Genomic DNA, 14,029 nt, shown 5'->3' with positions numbered 1-14,029 from the left:
GTTCGTCTGGGCCGACCGGTCTACCAGGGTCCGTACGGCCCCATGTTGCGCCGGTCGCCGCGCCCGCCGCCGCGGTTGGTCAGCTCCCGGATCGCCGGGCGCACGTCGACCATGTAGACGATCGCGGCGACCAGGCCGCCCAGGGTCAGGAAGCTGGTCAGGAAGTTCGCCCCGAACAGCAGATCGAGACCGAAGGCGATCCCCAGGATCGCCAACCAGAACGGCTTGGTCTTCTTGTCCGCCGCCCGGTAGGCGTCCTCCGGGCGGGCGGCCGCGTCGATCAGTGCGAAGAGCTTGAAGCCCAGAATCGCCACGGCCAGCCACCAGAACGGATTCAGGTAAGCCAAGTCCAGGATCTGACCCACTCCGCCCATCACGGTCTCCTCTGTGTCTCGGCTCCGGCGTCCCGGTCCCACCCATCCTGGCACGGTGAACCGTCCGCCGAGGTGTCAACGTCCCGGGGCCACCGGATGTGCCCCGGACCACTGCTCCGCGACCGGCCTTCGACCGGTCCGGGCCGGAGCGGCTACTCGGCCGCCCCGCTGCTCTTCCGGGCGCGGGGGCCCTTCTTCGGCCCGGACTCCTCGGCGGCCCCGGCCGGCGCACCGTCCTCGACCAGCTCTGCCTCGACCAGTTCGGCCTCGACCAGTCCGGCCTCGACCGGCTCCTGCTCGGTCTCCGCCCGCTCCGGCTGCTGGTCCCGCGCCGGCTCGGTGAGCGCGTCCGCGCCACCCGGACGGCCCCGGTCCACCACGCCCTTGCCGCGCTCGGCCAGCTCGTCGTACGTCTCCTTGGCCTTCACCGCCAGCTCGACCGCCCGGCCCACCTGCTGGAGGGCGAAGGTCTGTGCCTTCTCCTGGAGCACCTTGAGGTCGGTGGGCAGGGTGGTCACGGTACCCGCGACCTTCGCCTGCGCCTCGACCAGCCTGGCCTGCGCCTCCTGGAGCTTGACCGTGGCCTTCTCCTGCGTGCCCCTGCGGTCCGCGGCGATCGCCTCGACCTTCCCCGGGACCTCGCGCAGCTTCTCGTAGGCGAGGTCTCCCGCGCCGGCCAGGGCGTAGAGCGGGGTCGGGTCGCTCAGGGTCTTCTTGATCTCGTCAGTGATCGGCATGACCGGTCCTCCCGGTGTCTAGGTTGCTGGGCCGACGGTTTTCGGGCCATCGGTCGTGGGACCTGCGGTCCCGAGGCGATCGGCCTTCGAACCGTCGGCCTGCGGGCCACCGGTTTCCGGGCCGTCGGAGACCGCGCCCTGATGAGCGGCGTTCTCCTTGAGGAAAGCGTCGTAGACCGCGAGCAGCGCCTGCTTCTGCCGCTCGTTGATCAGCGGATCGGCCAGGATCGAGGCCCGAAGCTCCAGGCCCTCGTCCCGCCGCTCCTCCAGAATCCCGGCCTGGACGTACAGCGTCTCCGCCGAGATCCGCAGCGCCTTCGCGATCTGCTGCAGGATCTCCGCGCTCGGCTTGCGCAACCCTCGCTCGATCTGGCTGAGGTAGGGGTTGGACACGCCGGCGGCCTCCGCCAACTGCCGCAACGAGTACTGCGCATTTCGCCGCTGCTCGCGGATGTACTCGCCCAACGAGCCGACATTCAGTGAGGCCATGCGACCACCCTGCCCCACCCTGCTTGCATGTGCAAGCAGGGTGCTAACAACAGCAAACGCGCCGGGCCGGCGCAGTTCGCCCAGCTGCGCACCACCGTCCCCGCCGACGCGCTGGGCCCCGGAAGATCCGCTGGACAGGTCGCCGCAGGGCGCAGTGGCCCCCGGTGCTTCCGGTGGGGCCGGGCCGGGGAGGGCGGGACCGCGCCCGGCGGATCACCCGAGGTCGGGGACCCGGATCGGCATCAGGATGGAGAAGGTGCCGTCCCGGTCCGCCGAGCGGATGGCCAACGGGGCGATCGGACCGGTCAGTTCGAGGACGAGCTGCTCGGGTCGGCCGGCGGCCCGGAGCGCCTCCAGCAGGAAGTCGCGGTTGACGGCCACCCGGACCTCGCCGGGTGCGGCGGCGGTGTCGGCCGGGGCGACGGTGAGCCGTCCGTCCTGGCCGAGGGCGAGGACGGTGACCTCGCAGGCGGCCCCGTGCGGCCCGGAGGGCAGGGTCCGGGTGGCGCCGGACTCGACGGCGCCGCGCAGTTCGGCGGCGGGCAGGCCGACCCGGTGGACGGGGTCGAGGCGGATCAGCGACCGGTAGTCGGGGTAGTCGTGGTCCGGGGTGGCACCCTCGATGCGGTGCCCGCCGGTCTCGACCCGGACCAGGCCGCCGCCCAGGGTCAGCTCCGCCTCCTCGCCACCCGCGCCGAGCAGCGCGCGGATGCCGTCCACCAGGGCGGTCGGAACGATCGCGCCGGCCGGAAGACCCTCGGTCGCCGCCTCTTCGGCCGGGGACGCGCCCCGCACCGGGACCTCGGCGAGCGCCATCCGGTACCGGTCGGTGGCGACCAGGCGCAGCAGTGCACCGTCCAGGTCGAACAGCACGCCGGCCAGGACCGGCAGTTCGGGATCGCCGCCGACCGCGAAGCGGACCGCGTCCAGCGCGGCGGCCAGCTCACCGGCCGGGACGGTGAAGCGGAGTTCGGTGGGTGTGGTGGTCACGGGGTTCTCCCTCTGGTCGATCAGCGCTCGGATCAGGGAGAGCTCGCGGCGGGCGTCGGCGAGGCCGTCCTCCAGCCTGCGCAGGTGTGCGTCCACCACCCGGTGGGCGGCGCCGGAGCCGGAATCGGCGCCGAGCACCGCCCGGATGCCGGCCAGCGGCAGACCGACCCGCCGCAGCCGGCAGAGCAGCCGGGCGTCGGCGAGCTGCCGGGGCCGGTACCAGCGATAGCCGGTCTGCGGGTCCACCCAGGCCGGGGTGAGCACGTCGGCGCCGTCGTAGAAGCGCAGGGTGCTGACGCTGAGACCGCTGTCGCGGGCCAGTGCGCCGATGCTGCGCAGGTCGCTCTCCATGCCGCCGACTCTGCCGTCTCGACCAGGTCGAGGGTCAACGCCGGCCGGGACCGGCCGTGGGATCCGCCGTAGGGAGCGGAGCGCGGGCCGCAGCGGTGGGTGGGCTGCCGGGGTCGCGCAGGGCCCGGATCCCGGTGATCCGGCCGCCGCCGTCCGCCTCGCCGAACCCGGACACCGCCACACCGCCACGCCGTCACGCCGCCACGCCGTCGACCGGGCGGGGGCCATCACGAGGACCGGACAGGGCCCCGGTCTGTGACATCGGGCGGCGGGGTCAGGCCCGGAAGGCGTCGTACGCCGGGGCGAGCAGGGTGGCGAGGTCCCGGCCGCGGACGGTGATCCCGGACGGGCCGAGGCGGCTCAGCGAGGGTTCGATCCGGTCCTCGACCGCCTCGGCGCGCAGGGTGAAGTCACCGCGCCAGTAGTCGGCGACGGTCGTGGGCGCCGCCTGTCCCCGCTCCGGCTCACGCGTCGACTCGCGGTCCGGTCCGTGCTCCGGCTGGTGCCCGGACGGGTGCTGCCCGGTCATCGGTCCTCCTCCTCGGCCACCGCGTCACGGGAGAGCGCGACCAGTTCGCGCAGTGCGTCGGCGGGCAGCTCGGTGAGCCACTGCTCGCCCTCCCCCACCACCGCCTCGGCCAACGCCCGCTTGGCCGCCAGCAGTTCGTCGATCCGCTCCTCGACCGTTCCCACGCAGACCAGCCGGCGGACCTGGACGTCGCGGCGCTGGCCGATCCGGAACGCGCGGTCGGTGGCCTGTTCCTCGACCGCCGGGTTCCACCAGCGGTCGAGGTGGACCACCTGGTTGGCGGCGGTCAGGTTGAGGCCGGTGCCGCCGGCCCGCAGCGAGAGCAGGAACACCCTTGGCCCGTCCGGCGACTGGAAGCGCGCCACCATCTCCTCGCGGCGCGCCCGGGAGACCCCGCCGTGCAGATAGAGCACCTCCTCGCCGAGCCGCCGGGTCAGATAGGGCTGGAGCATCGCGCCGAACTCCGCGTACTGGGTGAAGACCAGAACGCGGTCCCCTTCGGCCAGCGCCTCCGTCAGCAGCTCCGCGAGCCGGGCCACCTTGCCCGACCGCTCCCCCAGCGCCGAGCCGTCGTGCAGCAGTTGGGCCGGATGGTTGCAGACCTGCTTGAGCTTGCCGATGGACGCCAGGACGGTGCCGCGCCGCTGCACCCCCTTGATGCCCTGCACCCGCTGCAACAGGTCGGCCACCACCGCCTGGTAGAGGCCGGCCTGTTCGGCGGTGAGGTTGCACCAGACGGTCATCTCCTGCTTGGCGGGCAGTTCGGCCGCCACCGCCGGGTCGGACTTGAGCCTGCGCAGGACGAACGGCCCGGTCCGGCGCTGGAGTTCGGCGGTGAGGTCCGGGTTGCGGTGCAGCTCGACCGGGATCGCGTAGCGCTCCTTGAAACGCTCGGCCGAGCCGAGCAGTCCGGGGTTGGCGAAGTCCAGCACGGCGTGCAGTTCCGCGAGGCGGTTCTCCACCGGGGTGCCGGTGAGGGCGATCCGGTGGACGGTGACGGGCAGCGAGCGAATCGCCCGGGACTGCGCGGTGCCGAGGTTCTTGATGTGCTGCGCCTCGTCCGCGACCACCCGCCGCCAGCGGATCGCCCGCAGCGCGGCGAGGTCGCGCTGGACCAGGCCGTAGGTGGTGATGACCAGGTCCACCCCGCTCACGGCGGCGGCCAGTTCGTCCTCGCCGAGCCGGCCCGAGCCGTGGTGGACGTGCAGTCGCAGTCCCGGTGCGAAGCGCTCGGTCTCGCGCTGCCAGTTGCCGACCAGGGACATCGGGCAGACCAGCAGGGTCGGGCCGGTGACGCCCCGGGCCCGCTCGGCGGCCAGCAGGGCGAGGGTCTGGACGGTCTTGCCGAGGCCCATGTCGTCGGCCAGGACGGCGCCGAGACCGAGGCCGGCCAGCCCGCTCAGCCAGGCCAGCCCCCGCTCCTGATAAGGGCGGAGGACGGCACGGAAGCCCGCGGGGAGGGCGGGCACGGGGGCCGGGACGGCGCGGCCGGCGAGCAGTTCGCCGAGCGGGCCGTCCACCCTGACGGCGGTGACCGGCAGACCGGCCACCATGGCATCGGGGTCGAGCGCCGTACGCAGGACGTGGCCGGCGGACATCACCCCGTCGCGCCGGTGGGCGAGGAAGGAGAGCGCGGCGGCGATCTGCGCGGGGTCGGCCTCGACCCACTTGCCACGCACCCGGACCAGGCCCTGCTTGGCGGCGGCGAGGTCGGCGAGCTCCGCCTCGCTGAGCGGGTCACCGCCGTCGCCGAGCGCCGCCTGCCAGCGGAAGGCGACCACCGCGTCCCGGTCCACCTGGCTGGCGACGGCGAGCGAACCGGGGGCCGGGACCGTGGTGACCTGCAGGGCGAGCCCGAGCCGGGGGCGGCGGCGCCACCAGGCGGGCAGCAGGACGCCGAAGCCGGCCTCGGCGAGCGCGGGCGCGGCGTCGCGCAGGAAGTCCAGCGCACCGGCCCGGCCGAGGGGGAGCGCGGCCGGACGGGCGCGGTGGCGCAGCCCGTCCAGTGCGGGCCAGCGGTGGGCGGCCCGGGCCAGTTCGGCGGCGAGCACCTCCGCCGGGTCGTCCGCCTTGCGGGCCAGCGCGGCCAGCGCGGCACCGCCCTCGTGCAGGTCGGCGGCCCGGACGAGCAGCGAGGGCTCGTCGACGGCCTGGAGCAGGAACTCGACCCGCCAGTGGTCGTCGGACGGCCGCCCTTCCGGGTCGTCCGGGTCAGGGCCGAGCGGTTCCACCAGCCGGAAGCAGAGGCGCAGTTCGGCTGAGGCGGGCTCGGCGGCGGCGTACCAGGCGGCGATCCGGCGCCGGAGTTCGGCGAACTCCGGCGGCTCGGCCAGGTCGGCCAGGTCGGCCGGGACCGGTCCGGCGCCGGGGACAGGACCGCCCTCCGGGGCGAGGCGCCCGTCCGGGGCCGCCAGGGCGGCGAGCCAGCGCTCAGCCGCCCCCGGGCGGGCGACACCGGCGGGCTTCAGCAGTGGGGGCTCGGCGGCGAGCACGGCGCGGGCCTCGGCGTCCACCAGGGCGGCCAGAACGGCCTCCACCAGCGCCTCCCCGCTGCGCCCCGGCACATGGACGGGATCGGCGGGGGCGGCGGGAACAGCCCAAGCGGCGAGGGCTGCAGCGCCGGGGTCGGCGGGCCACTCGCCCCGGCAGACCGGCGGGCAGCCGGCCGCCAGCGCGGCGGCCTCCCGGCGTTCGGCCGGCCCCGGGTCCGGCCGCCAGCGGGCGGACGGCACGCCGCCCTCCAGGACGGCCACCGGCAGCACCCGGCCTCGCCCGACCACGCGCCAGGCGAGGTCGTGCACGGCGGTGAGCCAGCGCAGCGAGGGGCCGTAGGTGACCTCGACGGTCCCGGCACCGGGGAGTTCGGCGCCGGTCACGGCCCAGTGCGGGTCGAACACCTCCCCGAGCAGCTGGGCCGCCGCCGCCGCGTCGAACAGCAGGGCGGGCACCCGCCACGGCAGCAGGACCGCGCCGCCGCGCACGGGGGTGACCGGCAGGTCGGGCGAGGGGGCCGGCCGGCCGCCGACGGCGGGCAGCAGCAAGGTGGCCCACCGCTCGGGGGCCTGTCCGGCCAGCCAGCCGAGGCCGGGGCCGATCCCGCCGAGCAGGGCGGCCACCTCCGCGGCCGGGCAGGCGTACGGGTGGGCGCGCGGGGACGGCCGGTCGGCGGGCGCGTCACCCGCCGTCGCGGCGGGATAGGCCCGGGCATCCTCGGCCCAGAGCGCCAGCTGCCCGTCCGCCCGCCAGAGCGCGTGCAGCACGAACATGGGCGGGGCCCTCCCGGGGTCTGCGGAACCGACGTTCGAAGACTATCCGGCGGCCCTGCGCTCAATGCGGACAGGAACTGGCCTGGTTCGCCGACGCCTCGGCCCCCCGAAGCGGAAAGCGCCACCGACGAGAGGCCGGCCGGGCGCGGGCGCCGACTCCGGGAATCACCCGGACAGCATGGTTGAACTTTGAACGAAACTGCCCTAGGCTGAAGCCAACAAGTTGAAGCCTAAACAAATGGCTTCGAACCCGAGGAGGAGCCATGGGCCTTTTCAACCGCACCAAGAACACCGCCACCACCGTCACCGCCGTCAAGGCCCCCGCCGGCCCGGACCTCGGCCACCTCACCGGCGACTGGGCGATCGACACCACGCACAGCGAGGTCGGCTTCTCGGTCCGGCACGCGATGGTCACCAACGTCAAGGGCCGCTTCACCGAGTACGACGGCAAGCTCCACCTGGACGGCACCACCCCGGGCAACTCCACCGCCGAGCTGGTGATCAAGGTCGCGAGCATCGACACCAACCAGACGCAGCGCGACGAACACCTGCGCACCGGCGACTTCTTCGCCGCCGAGACCCACCCCGAGATCCGCTTCCGCAGCACCTCCGCCGAGCGGCTGCGCGGCGACTCGTACCGGCTGACCGGCGAGCTGACCATCAAGGGCACCACCCGCCCGATCGTCCTGGACCTGGACTACACCGGCAGCGCCACCGACGCCTACGGCGCCGAGCGGGTCGGCTTCGAGGGCACCGCCGTCCTGGACCGCACCGACTGGGGCCTGACCTACAACGCCGCGCTGGAGACCGGCGGCGTGCTGATCGGCGAGAAGGTGAAGCTCAGCTTCGACATCTCCGCCGTCAAGGCGGCCTGAACCGGCCGACCACGGCCACCGCACCGCTTCGCCTCCGCGGCGCTTCACCACCGCGCCGCCGCAACACGTACCCGCACGCCCCGCCCCTGCCGACCCCCGAACGGCAGGGGCGGGTTCGTCTCCGGCCTCAACAACGGCCGGGCGGCGGGCCATTCCGCCCGGGGCGGGAGACTTCCGATCGCTCAGGCCCGCGCCACCAGCCCGGCGTCGGCCGTCGGCAGCCAGCTGCCCGGCGGGCGATGCAACCAGCCTTCGCGGGAGCCGAGTTCGGCGGCCGCGGCGGCCAGTGCGGTCAGCCCGGGGTGACGCAGGTCGGGGCGGTGCACCAGGCTCACCAGGCTGAGCGGCACCGGCTCGACCAGCGGCACGTTCACCACACCGGGGATCAGCGGGCCGCCCGTGGTGGTCAGCATCGGATCGCCGTGCCGGGCGAGGTAGCGGGCGGTCTCGTCCACGCCGACCGGCGGGACGTACGGCGCGGCGGCCACCAGGCCGTGCTCGGCCAGCAGCCGGGCGCCGAGGTCCGCCCACTCCGTGGTGGCCGGATTGCCGGCGCAGACGTCCACCGGGTGACCGGCCAGCTCGGCGAGGCGCAGCACCGACCGGCCGGCCAGCGGGTGGCCGACCGCCATCATCACCGAGATCGGCTCCAACCGAACCGGCACCTGGGCGAGTTGGGAACGCAGACCGGTCGACAGGCCGGCGAATCGGCCGAACGAGACATCCAGCCGGTGCGTCAGCAGCTCGCCGGCGGCCGCCGCGAGTCCGCCGAGGAAGCGCGCCAGGATCTCACCCTCCGGCCAGGCGGCCCGGGCCCGTTCGAGCACCCGGCAGGCCGTCAGGTCCGGTCCGGTGACGTCGCTGTTGAGGTCCAGCAGCAGCGGACGGTGCGCGGCGTCCGTGACGATCTCGTCGTGCAGGGCCAGCAGCCGGCGCGCCTTCGGCAGCAGCCGCAGCCCCGCCGGGGTGAGCTCGACGCTGCGGGTGGTCCGGGTGAAGAGCGCGTCGCCGAGCAGCCGCTCCAGCGCGCGGATGTCCCGGCTGAGCGCCTGCTGGGCGACGTGCAGCCGCTCGGCGGCCCGGCCGAAGTGCAGCGTCTCGGCGGTCGCGACGAAGCCTCGGAGCAGGCGGGGGTGCAGGTCACGGGGCATGGCGGCAGATTAACAACAGGGTGTTGTGAGTCCGGCGAAACAGGTGTTGGACGGGCGCCGGTCCGCCCCGCGAAGCTGAGGGCTCCCCCGGAAACCCCCGCCGCCGGGACCTCTCTGCCCTGGAGCCCCATGCCCGCGCGCGCCCCCGCCCTGTTCGCCTCCTACCGACGCCTGTTCGCCGCCCCCGGCACCGCCGCCTTCACCCTGGCCGGGCTCCTCGGCCGGCTCGCGATGTCGATGACCGGCGTCTCGCTGGTGGTCCTGCTCGCCGAACGGCGCGGGTCCTACGCGCTGGCGGGCACCGTCGCGGCGGCCGGACTGGTCACCGGGGCGATCGGCATGCCGCTGCTCGGCTGGCTGGTGGACCGGTACGGGCAGGCGCGGGTCGCCGTCCCGGCGACGCTGTACAACGCCGTCCCGTTCGCCGGCCTGCTGCTCTGCGTCCGGCTCGGGGCTCCCGACTGGACGCTGTACGCCTGCTGGGCGGCGTGCGCGGCGGCGCCGAACCTGGGTGGCATGGCGCGGGCCCGCTGGGCGCAGCTGTACCGGGACGACCCGGCGGCCCGGCACCTGGCCAACTCCTTCGAGCAGGCGCTGGACGAACTCTGCTTCATGGCCGGGCCGGTGCTCGCGATGACGCTCAGCACCACGCTGGCCCCGGAGGCCGGGATGGTCACCGCCGGTGTGCTCGGCACCACCGGCGCCCTGCTCTTCGCGGCCCAGCGGCGGACCGAACCGCCGGTCGCGGAGCGCCCGTCGCGCGAACGCCACGGCTCACCGCTGCGGGTGCCCGGCCTGCGGGTGCTGCTGCTGACCTTCCTCGCCACCGGCATGGTCTTCGGCTCGATGGAGATCACCACCGTGGCGTACGCCGACGCGCTCGGCCACAAGCCGGTGGCGGGCGGGCTGCTGGCACTGGTCGCGGCCGGCTCGTGCGCGGCGGGGCTGGCCTTCGGACTGCTGCGGCCGCGCCGGGCACCGGGCGTCCGTTTCCTGCTGGGCACCGGGGCGATGGCCGGTCTGCTGCTCCTGCCGCTGGCCGCCGGGCTGGGTGGGGCCGGGCTCGGCACGCTCGGGGTCGCGCTGTTCGCGGCCGGGACGGGCACCGCGCCGACCATGGTGACCGGCATGACGCTGGTCCAGGAGCTGCTGCCGCGGCGGAGGCTGAACGAGGGCATGGCGGTGGCGGTGTCCGGCATCGTGGTCGGCATCTCGGCCGGTGCGGCCCTCGCCGGGGCGGTCGCCGAGCACGCCGCCCCCGGCACCGGCTACTGGCTGCCCGCCGGCGCCGCCGCCCTCGCCCTGCTGATCGCACTGTCCGGCCGCCGCCACCTGCGGGGCCCGGACCGGCCGCCTGCCGCCGGGAACGCGGCCGGGAACGCGGCCGGAAATTCCGAACGGACTGTCGGTACTGCGGGCTAGGGCTTGTCTGACAGTTCGCGTCGCATCAGCGCGCGGCGTTGGGCGCCCGGCTGGGCGTGCCGCCGGAGCGGCCTCGTACTGGACGTACTCGGCCGATTCGGCGGTGCGTCCAGGCGGGATGCCCGGCGCCGTGCGCGCGGCGGGAATTGTCAGACAAGCCCTAGCGTCGGGGCATGGAAGCGACGACCATCCGTTACGTCCGCGGCGATGCCACCGCGCCCCAGGCCAAGGGCGTGAAGGTGATCGCGCACGTCTGCAACGACCTCGGCGGCTGGGGCAAGGGGTTCGTGCTGGCGCTGTCCCGGCGCTGGCCGGAGCCGGAGGCCGCGTTCCGGCGCTGGCACCGGGAGCGCGCGGGCAACGACTTCGGGCTGGGTGCCGTCCAGCTGGTGCGGGTCGAACCGTACGTCTGGGTGGCGAACATGGTCGGCCAGCGCGGCATCCGGACGGCCCGGTCGACGGGCGTGCCGGTCCGGTACGAGGCGATCGACACCGCGCTGACGGCGCTGGCCGGGCAGGCGCTGGCGCTCGGCGCGTCCGTCCACATGCCGCGGATCGGCTGCGGTCTGGCGGGCGGGCGCTGGGAGCGGGTCGAGCCGCTGGTGACGGTCCGGCTGGTGGATCGGGGGGTGCCGGTGACGGTCTACGACCACGACTGACCGGCGGCCGGTCTCAGCCGGCGGCCGGCCAGGTGTACTCGTACTCCGGCAGCACATGGCCACCGGGGAAGACGCCCTCCCGCTGCGCCGTCCGGCGACCACCCTCGCGTTCGTAGAAGGCGACCGCCCGGGTGTTGGCACACAGGACCTCCAGGTAGAGGTCGGCGCCGGGGTGCCGCCGCGCGACGTGCGCGCGCGCCGTGTCCAGCAGGGCGCGGCCGATGCCGCCGCCGGTGCGGCCGGGCCGGACGTGCAGGTTGTCGAGCAGCACGCGGCCGTCCGGCTGCGGGACGAGATAGGCGAACCCGACGGCGGCACCGGCCTGTTCGGCGATCAGCAGCTCCGGGGTGTTGGCCGGTTCGCCGTAGTCGACGGCCAGCCGCAGCGACCAGACCTCGTGCCGCTCGGCGGGCAGCCCGTCGCCGAGCGCCTCCTCCGGGACGATGCCGGTGTACGCGGTACGCCAGCTGAGGCTGTGCAACTCGGCGACGGTCCCGGCATCGTGCGCGGTGCCCCGCCGGATCGTGGTGGCCGAGGCCGGGGAGCCCGTGGCGGCCGTCGCCCCGACGGCCGGAGTCGTCGTGGCGCGGTCATCGGATGCGGTCATGTGACGAGCCTCCCACACACCCCGGGTTGAACATGTTCAACGCTTACCTCTACAGTCGTGCCATGCTTTTGAACGCGTTCGAAATAAGCGGGGGCGAGGCGACGGCACCGGATGCGGAGGGGGCATCCGGTGCCGTACGCCACGACACCGGCTGGAACTGAGCGATCCGGCTAGGCTCGGATCCGTGGACGACCTGGCAGCGACGAACGGTACGGGCAGCACGAGCGCCGCGAACGGTACGCGTGGTGCGGACGGGACGCAGGTAGAGGCACCGGCGGCGCCCCCGGCGGCACCGCCCGCCGAATCGCGTGGCAGCCGTGCCCAGCCGAAGACCGACAAGAGCGAGCAGACCCGGGCGCTGATCCTGGAGACCGCCATGCGGCTCTTCCAGGAGCGCGGCTACGACAAGACCACCATGCGCGCCATCGCCGCCGAGGCCGGTGTCTCGGTCGGCAACGCCTACTACTACTTCTCGTCGAAGGAATTCCTCATCCAGGGGTTCTACGACCGGATGACGTACGAGCACGCCGCCGACGCCCGCCGACGGCTGGCCGGCACCAAGGACTTCACGGAGCGTCTGGAGATCGCCGTGAGCTCCTGGCTCGACTGCGCGGCGCCGTACCACGAGTTCGCCGCCCAGTTCTTCCGCACGGCGGCCGACCCGAACAGCGCGCTGAGCCCGTTCTCCAACGAGTCCCACCCGGCCAGGGCCACCGCCGTGGAGCTGTTCCGCGAGGTGCTGACCGGGTCGGAACTCGCCCCCAAGCTGGACGCCGAACTGGCCGAGCTGCTGCCCGACCTGCTCTGGCTCAACCTGATGATCGTCGTCCTCTACTGGGTCTTCGACCGCACCCCGGACACCGAGCGCACCCGCGAGTACGTCCGCCGCTCGACCCCGATGGTCGCCCGGATCATCAACCTCTCGCGCTACCGGGTGTTCCGCCCGATCGTCCGCGACGCCAAGGGCCTGATCCAGGACTTCATCCTCCCCACCATCGGGAAGACGGCCGCCAAGTAGGCCCGGAGCCACCATCAGGCGCCCGCTCCCGGAAAGGCGCCCGCTCCCGACGGGACCGGAGGCGGGAGCGGGATCCGGGCCACCGGGCCGGTCATGCCGACGGCCGGCCCGCCCGGCCGTCGGCGGTTGCCCGCACGACGGCCGCGGCGGACCGGCCGAAGCCCACCAGGGGTGCGCCGCTCAGAAATTGTCCGGGTTCCAGGCGGCCAGTGGGGTACGCAGCAGGAGGTCCGCGGCGGCGGCCGCGCCCGGGCGCAGCGCGGTGACCAGGCCCGCGGCGGCCAGCCTCGGGGCGGTCTCGCCGCCCAGGTAGAGCGAGCCGAGCGCGGAGGCGTCCAGCGCGAGGTCCGCCTCGTCGGAGGTGCGGGTGCAGCGGCCGGTGCCGTCGGCGGCGACCTCGATGGCCCAGCGCCCGGCCGTATAGCCGTCCCGGTCCTCGACCTCCAGCACGACCCGGCCCGGCGCGCCGTAGGTGCGGGCGTTGAAGGCGGCCTCGACGTCGAGCACCCGCAGCCAGGTGAAGTCGGCGTTGTCCACGTACGGGGTGGCGGCGCGCGGGTCGCTGAGCAGCAGCGGCAGCGGGTCGTCCACGCCGATGTTCTCCGCGACGACCTTGCGCACCCAGTCGACGGAGAGGACGAACCGCCACAGCTCGGCAGCGGCACCCCGGTCGAGGGCGAGGAAGTCGGCCACGGTGAGGGTGCAGTTCGGGTAGCTGCCGTCCCAGCTGTCGTCGACCCGGTAGACGACCAGGCCGGTGGCGGTGCCCTCGGCGTTCCGGTGGACGGCGGCGAAGGGCTCCTTCCAGTCGAAGCCGGGCACCTTGGTCTCGCCGGTCGTGCGCTTCCACCAGATGTCGTCACGGGCGATCGCGCCGGGCTGGGTGAGCCGCCAGCGGTCGTGCAGTTCGGGGCCGACCTTGCGCAGCTCCTCCATGCCGACGAAGTCGATCCGCCCGCCGGGGACGGTGGGCAGGCCCTCGCGCAGGCCGCGGGTGCGCAGCAGGTCGATGTTCCAGCCGTGGCCGCGGGTGGCCGGGCCGAAGCCGAACCGGCCGTAGATGTTGTACTCGGCCGCGATCAGGATGGCGACCGCCGAGCCGCGCTCGCGGGCCGCCGCCAGGTCGTGCGACATCATCCGGCTGAGCAGACCGCGCCGGCGATGGGTGGCGGACACGGTGACGGCGGTGACGGCGTCCGCCTGGACGGTGGCCCCGCCGGGAACGGTCAGCTCGACGTCGAAACTCCGGAACGTGGCAACGTGCCGGCCGTCGTCCACGGCCGCGAGCACCCGCCCCGGCTCGTACTGCAGCCGCCGGAAGTCGGCCGCGCTCTCCACGTGCGAGCGCAGGAACCCCAGGGCGAGCGCCCGGTCCCACGCGGCGATCTCGTCCTCGGCGATCGCACGGATCTCGACGCCGCCCACGGTGTCGACGGTCTCCTTCAGCCGGCCACGGCCCGGGTCACGGGACTCGCCGTTCACTTCGTTGCCCATTGAGCCACCGTACGACCGGCCCGCGACGGCGGCATCTCATTTATTTCGGCACGGACCACCGGCCGCC

13 protein-coding genes are annotated in these 14,029 nt (G+C 74.4%); 4 read left to right on the top strand and 9 right to left on the bottom strand.

Annotated features, from left to right (window positions below; all coding sequences use genetic code 11):
• Nucleotides 1–20: 20 nt before the first annotated feature.
• The 6 genes from AB0P06_RS29095 to AB0P06_RS29070 form a co-directional block, all read right to left on the bottom strand.
• The gene (locus AB0P06_RS29095) at nucleotides 21–374 is read right to left on the bottom strand and encodes a DUF2516 family protein (protein WP_363612471.1); all 354 of its coding nucleotides are present in this window, start codon (nucleotides 372–374) and stop codon (nucleotides 21–23) included.
• A gap of 152 nt (nucleotides 375–526) precedes the next feature.
• Nucleotides 527–1,111 carry a hypothetical protein gene (locus AB0P06_RS29090; protein ID WP_363612469.1) on the bottom strand — a complete coding sequence of 195 codons (585 nt, stop codon included), beginning with the start codon at nucleotides 1,109–1,111 and terminating at the stop codon, nucleotides 527–529.
• Between the two features lie 18 nt (nucleotides 1,112–1,129).
• Nucleotides 1,130–1,600 carry a helix-turn-helix transcriptional regulator gene (locus tag AB0P06_RS29085; protein ID WP_363612467.1) on the bottom strand — a complete coding sequence of 157 codons (471 nt, stop codon included), beginning with the start codon at nucleotides 1,598–1,600 and terminating at the stop codon, nucleotides 1,130–1,132.
• 213 nt (nucleotides 1,601–1,813) lie between these two features.
• Complete coding sequence (locus AB0P06_RS29080) at nucleotides 1,814–2,941, bottom strand: MerR family transcriptional regulator (RefSeq protein WP_363612465.1); 1,128 nt, start codon at nucleotides 2,939–2,941, stop codon at nucleotides 1,814–1,816.
• A gap of 274 nt (nucleotides 2,942–3,215) precedes the next feature.
• On the bottom strand, nucleotides 3,216–3,470 hold the full coding sequence (locus AB0P06_RS29075; RefSeq protein WP_363612463.1) for a hypothetical protein: 255 nt from the start codon (nucleotides 3,468–3,470) through the stop codon (nucleotides 3,216–3,218).
• Nucleotides 3,467–6,736, bottom strand: coding sequence for an SNF2-related protein (locus tag AB0P06_RS29070; protein ID WP_363612461.1), 3,270 nt, complete (start codon nucleotides 6,734–6,736; stop codon nucleotides 3,467–3,469). The genes AB0P06_RS29075 and AB0P06_RS29070 overlap by 4 nt, the downstream gene beginning before the upstream one ends.
• 263 nt (nucleotides 6,737–6,999) lie before the next feature.
• Between AB0P06_RS29070 and AB0P06_RS29065 the strand changes: the two genes are divergently transcribed.
• Nucleotides 7,000–7,611, top strand: a complete 612-nt coding sequence (locus AB0P06_RS29065) for a YceI family protein (RefSeq protein ID WP_363612459.1) — start codon at nucleotides 7,000–7,002, stop codon at nucleotides 7,609–7,611.
• 182 nt (nucleotides 7,612–7,793) lie between these two features.
• Here AB0P06_RS29065 and AB0P06_RS29060 read toward each other — a convergent pair whose 3' ends face one another.
• Nucleotides 7,794–8,762, bottom strand: coding sequence for a LysR family transcriptional regulator (locus AB0P06_RS29060; RefSeq protein WP_363612457.1), 969 nt, complete (start codon nucleotides 8,760–8,762; stop codon nucleotides 7,794–7,796).
• Between the two features lie 129 nt (nucleotides 8,763–8,891).
• On the opposite strand from AB0P06_RS29060, the gene AB0P06_RS29055 reads away from it, so the two are divergent.
• Both AB0P06_RS29055 and AB0P06_RS29050 read left to right on the top strand, forming a co-directional pair.
• A complete protein-coding gene (locus tag AB0P06_RS29055; protein WP_363612455.1) occupies nucleotides 8,892–10,184 on the top strand; it encodes an MFS transporter in 1,293 nt (430 codons plus the stop codon).
• A 173-nt stretch (nucleotides 10,185–10,357) separates the two neighbouring features.
• Nucleotides 10,358–10,843 (top strand): macro domain-containing protein, encoded by a 486-nt coding sequence (locus AB0P06_RS29050; RefSeq protein ID WP_363612453.1) that lies wholly within the window; start codon nucleotides 10,358–10,360, stop codon nucleotides 10,841–10,843.
• Nucleotides 10,844–10,856: 13 nt separating this feature from the next.
• Here the strand turns inward: AB0P06_RS29050 and AB0P06_RS29045 are convergent, their stop codons facing one another.
• Nucleotides 10,857–11,450 (bottom strand): GNAT family N-acetyltransferase, encoded by a 594-nt coding sequence (locus AB0P06_RS29045; RefSeq protein WP_363612451.1) that lies wholly within the window; start codon nucleotides 11,448–11,450, stop codon nucleotides 10,857–10,859.
• A 358-nt stretch (nucleotides 11,451–11,808) separates the two neighbouring features.
• Between AB0P06_RS29045 and AB0P06_RS29040 the strand changes: the two genes are divergently transcribed.
• Nucleotides 11,809–12,468: a TetR family transcriptional regulator gene (locus AB0P06_RS29040; protein WP_363612511.1), complete on the top strand. Its 660-nt coding sequence runs from the start codon at nucleotides 11,809–11,811 to the stop codon at nucleotides 12,466–12,468.
• 180 nt (nucleotides 12,469–12,648) lie between these two features.
• Here AB0P06_RS29040 and AB0P06_RS29035 read toward each other — a convergent pair whose 3' ends face one another.
• Entirely contained in the window at nucleotides 12,649–13,962 is a 1,314-nt protein-coding gene (locus tag AB0P06_RS29035; RefSeq protein ID WP_363612449.1) for a GNAT family N-acetyltransferase, read from the bottom strand.
• Between the last annotated feature and the right edge of the window lie 67 nt (nucleotides 13,963–14,029).

Source organism: Kitasatospora sp. NPDC088351 (assembly GCF_040685575.1).
In the GTDB taxonomy this organism is placed as follows: Bacteria; Actinomycetota; Actinomycetes; order Streptomycetales; family Streptomycetaceae; genus Kitasatospora.
This window is presented reverse-complemented; position numbering and strand designations above follow the sequence as displayed.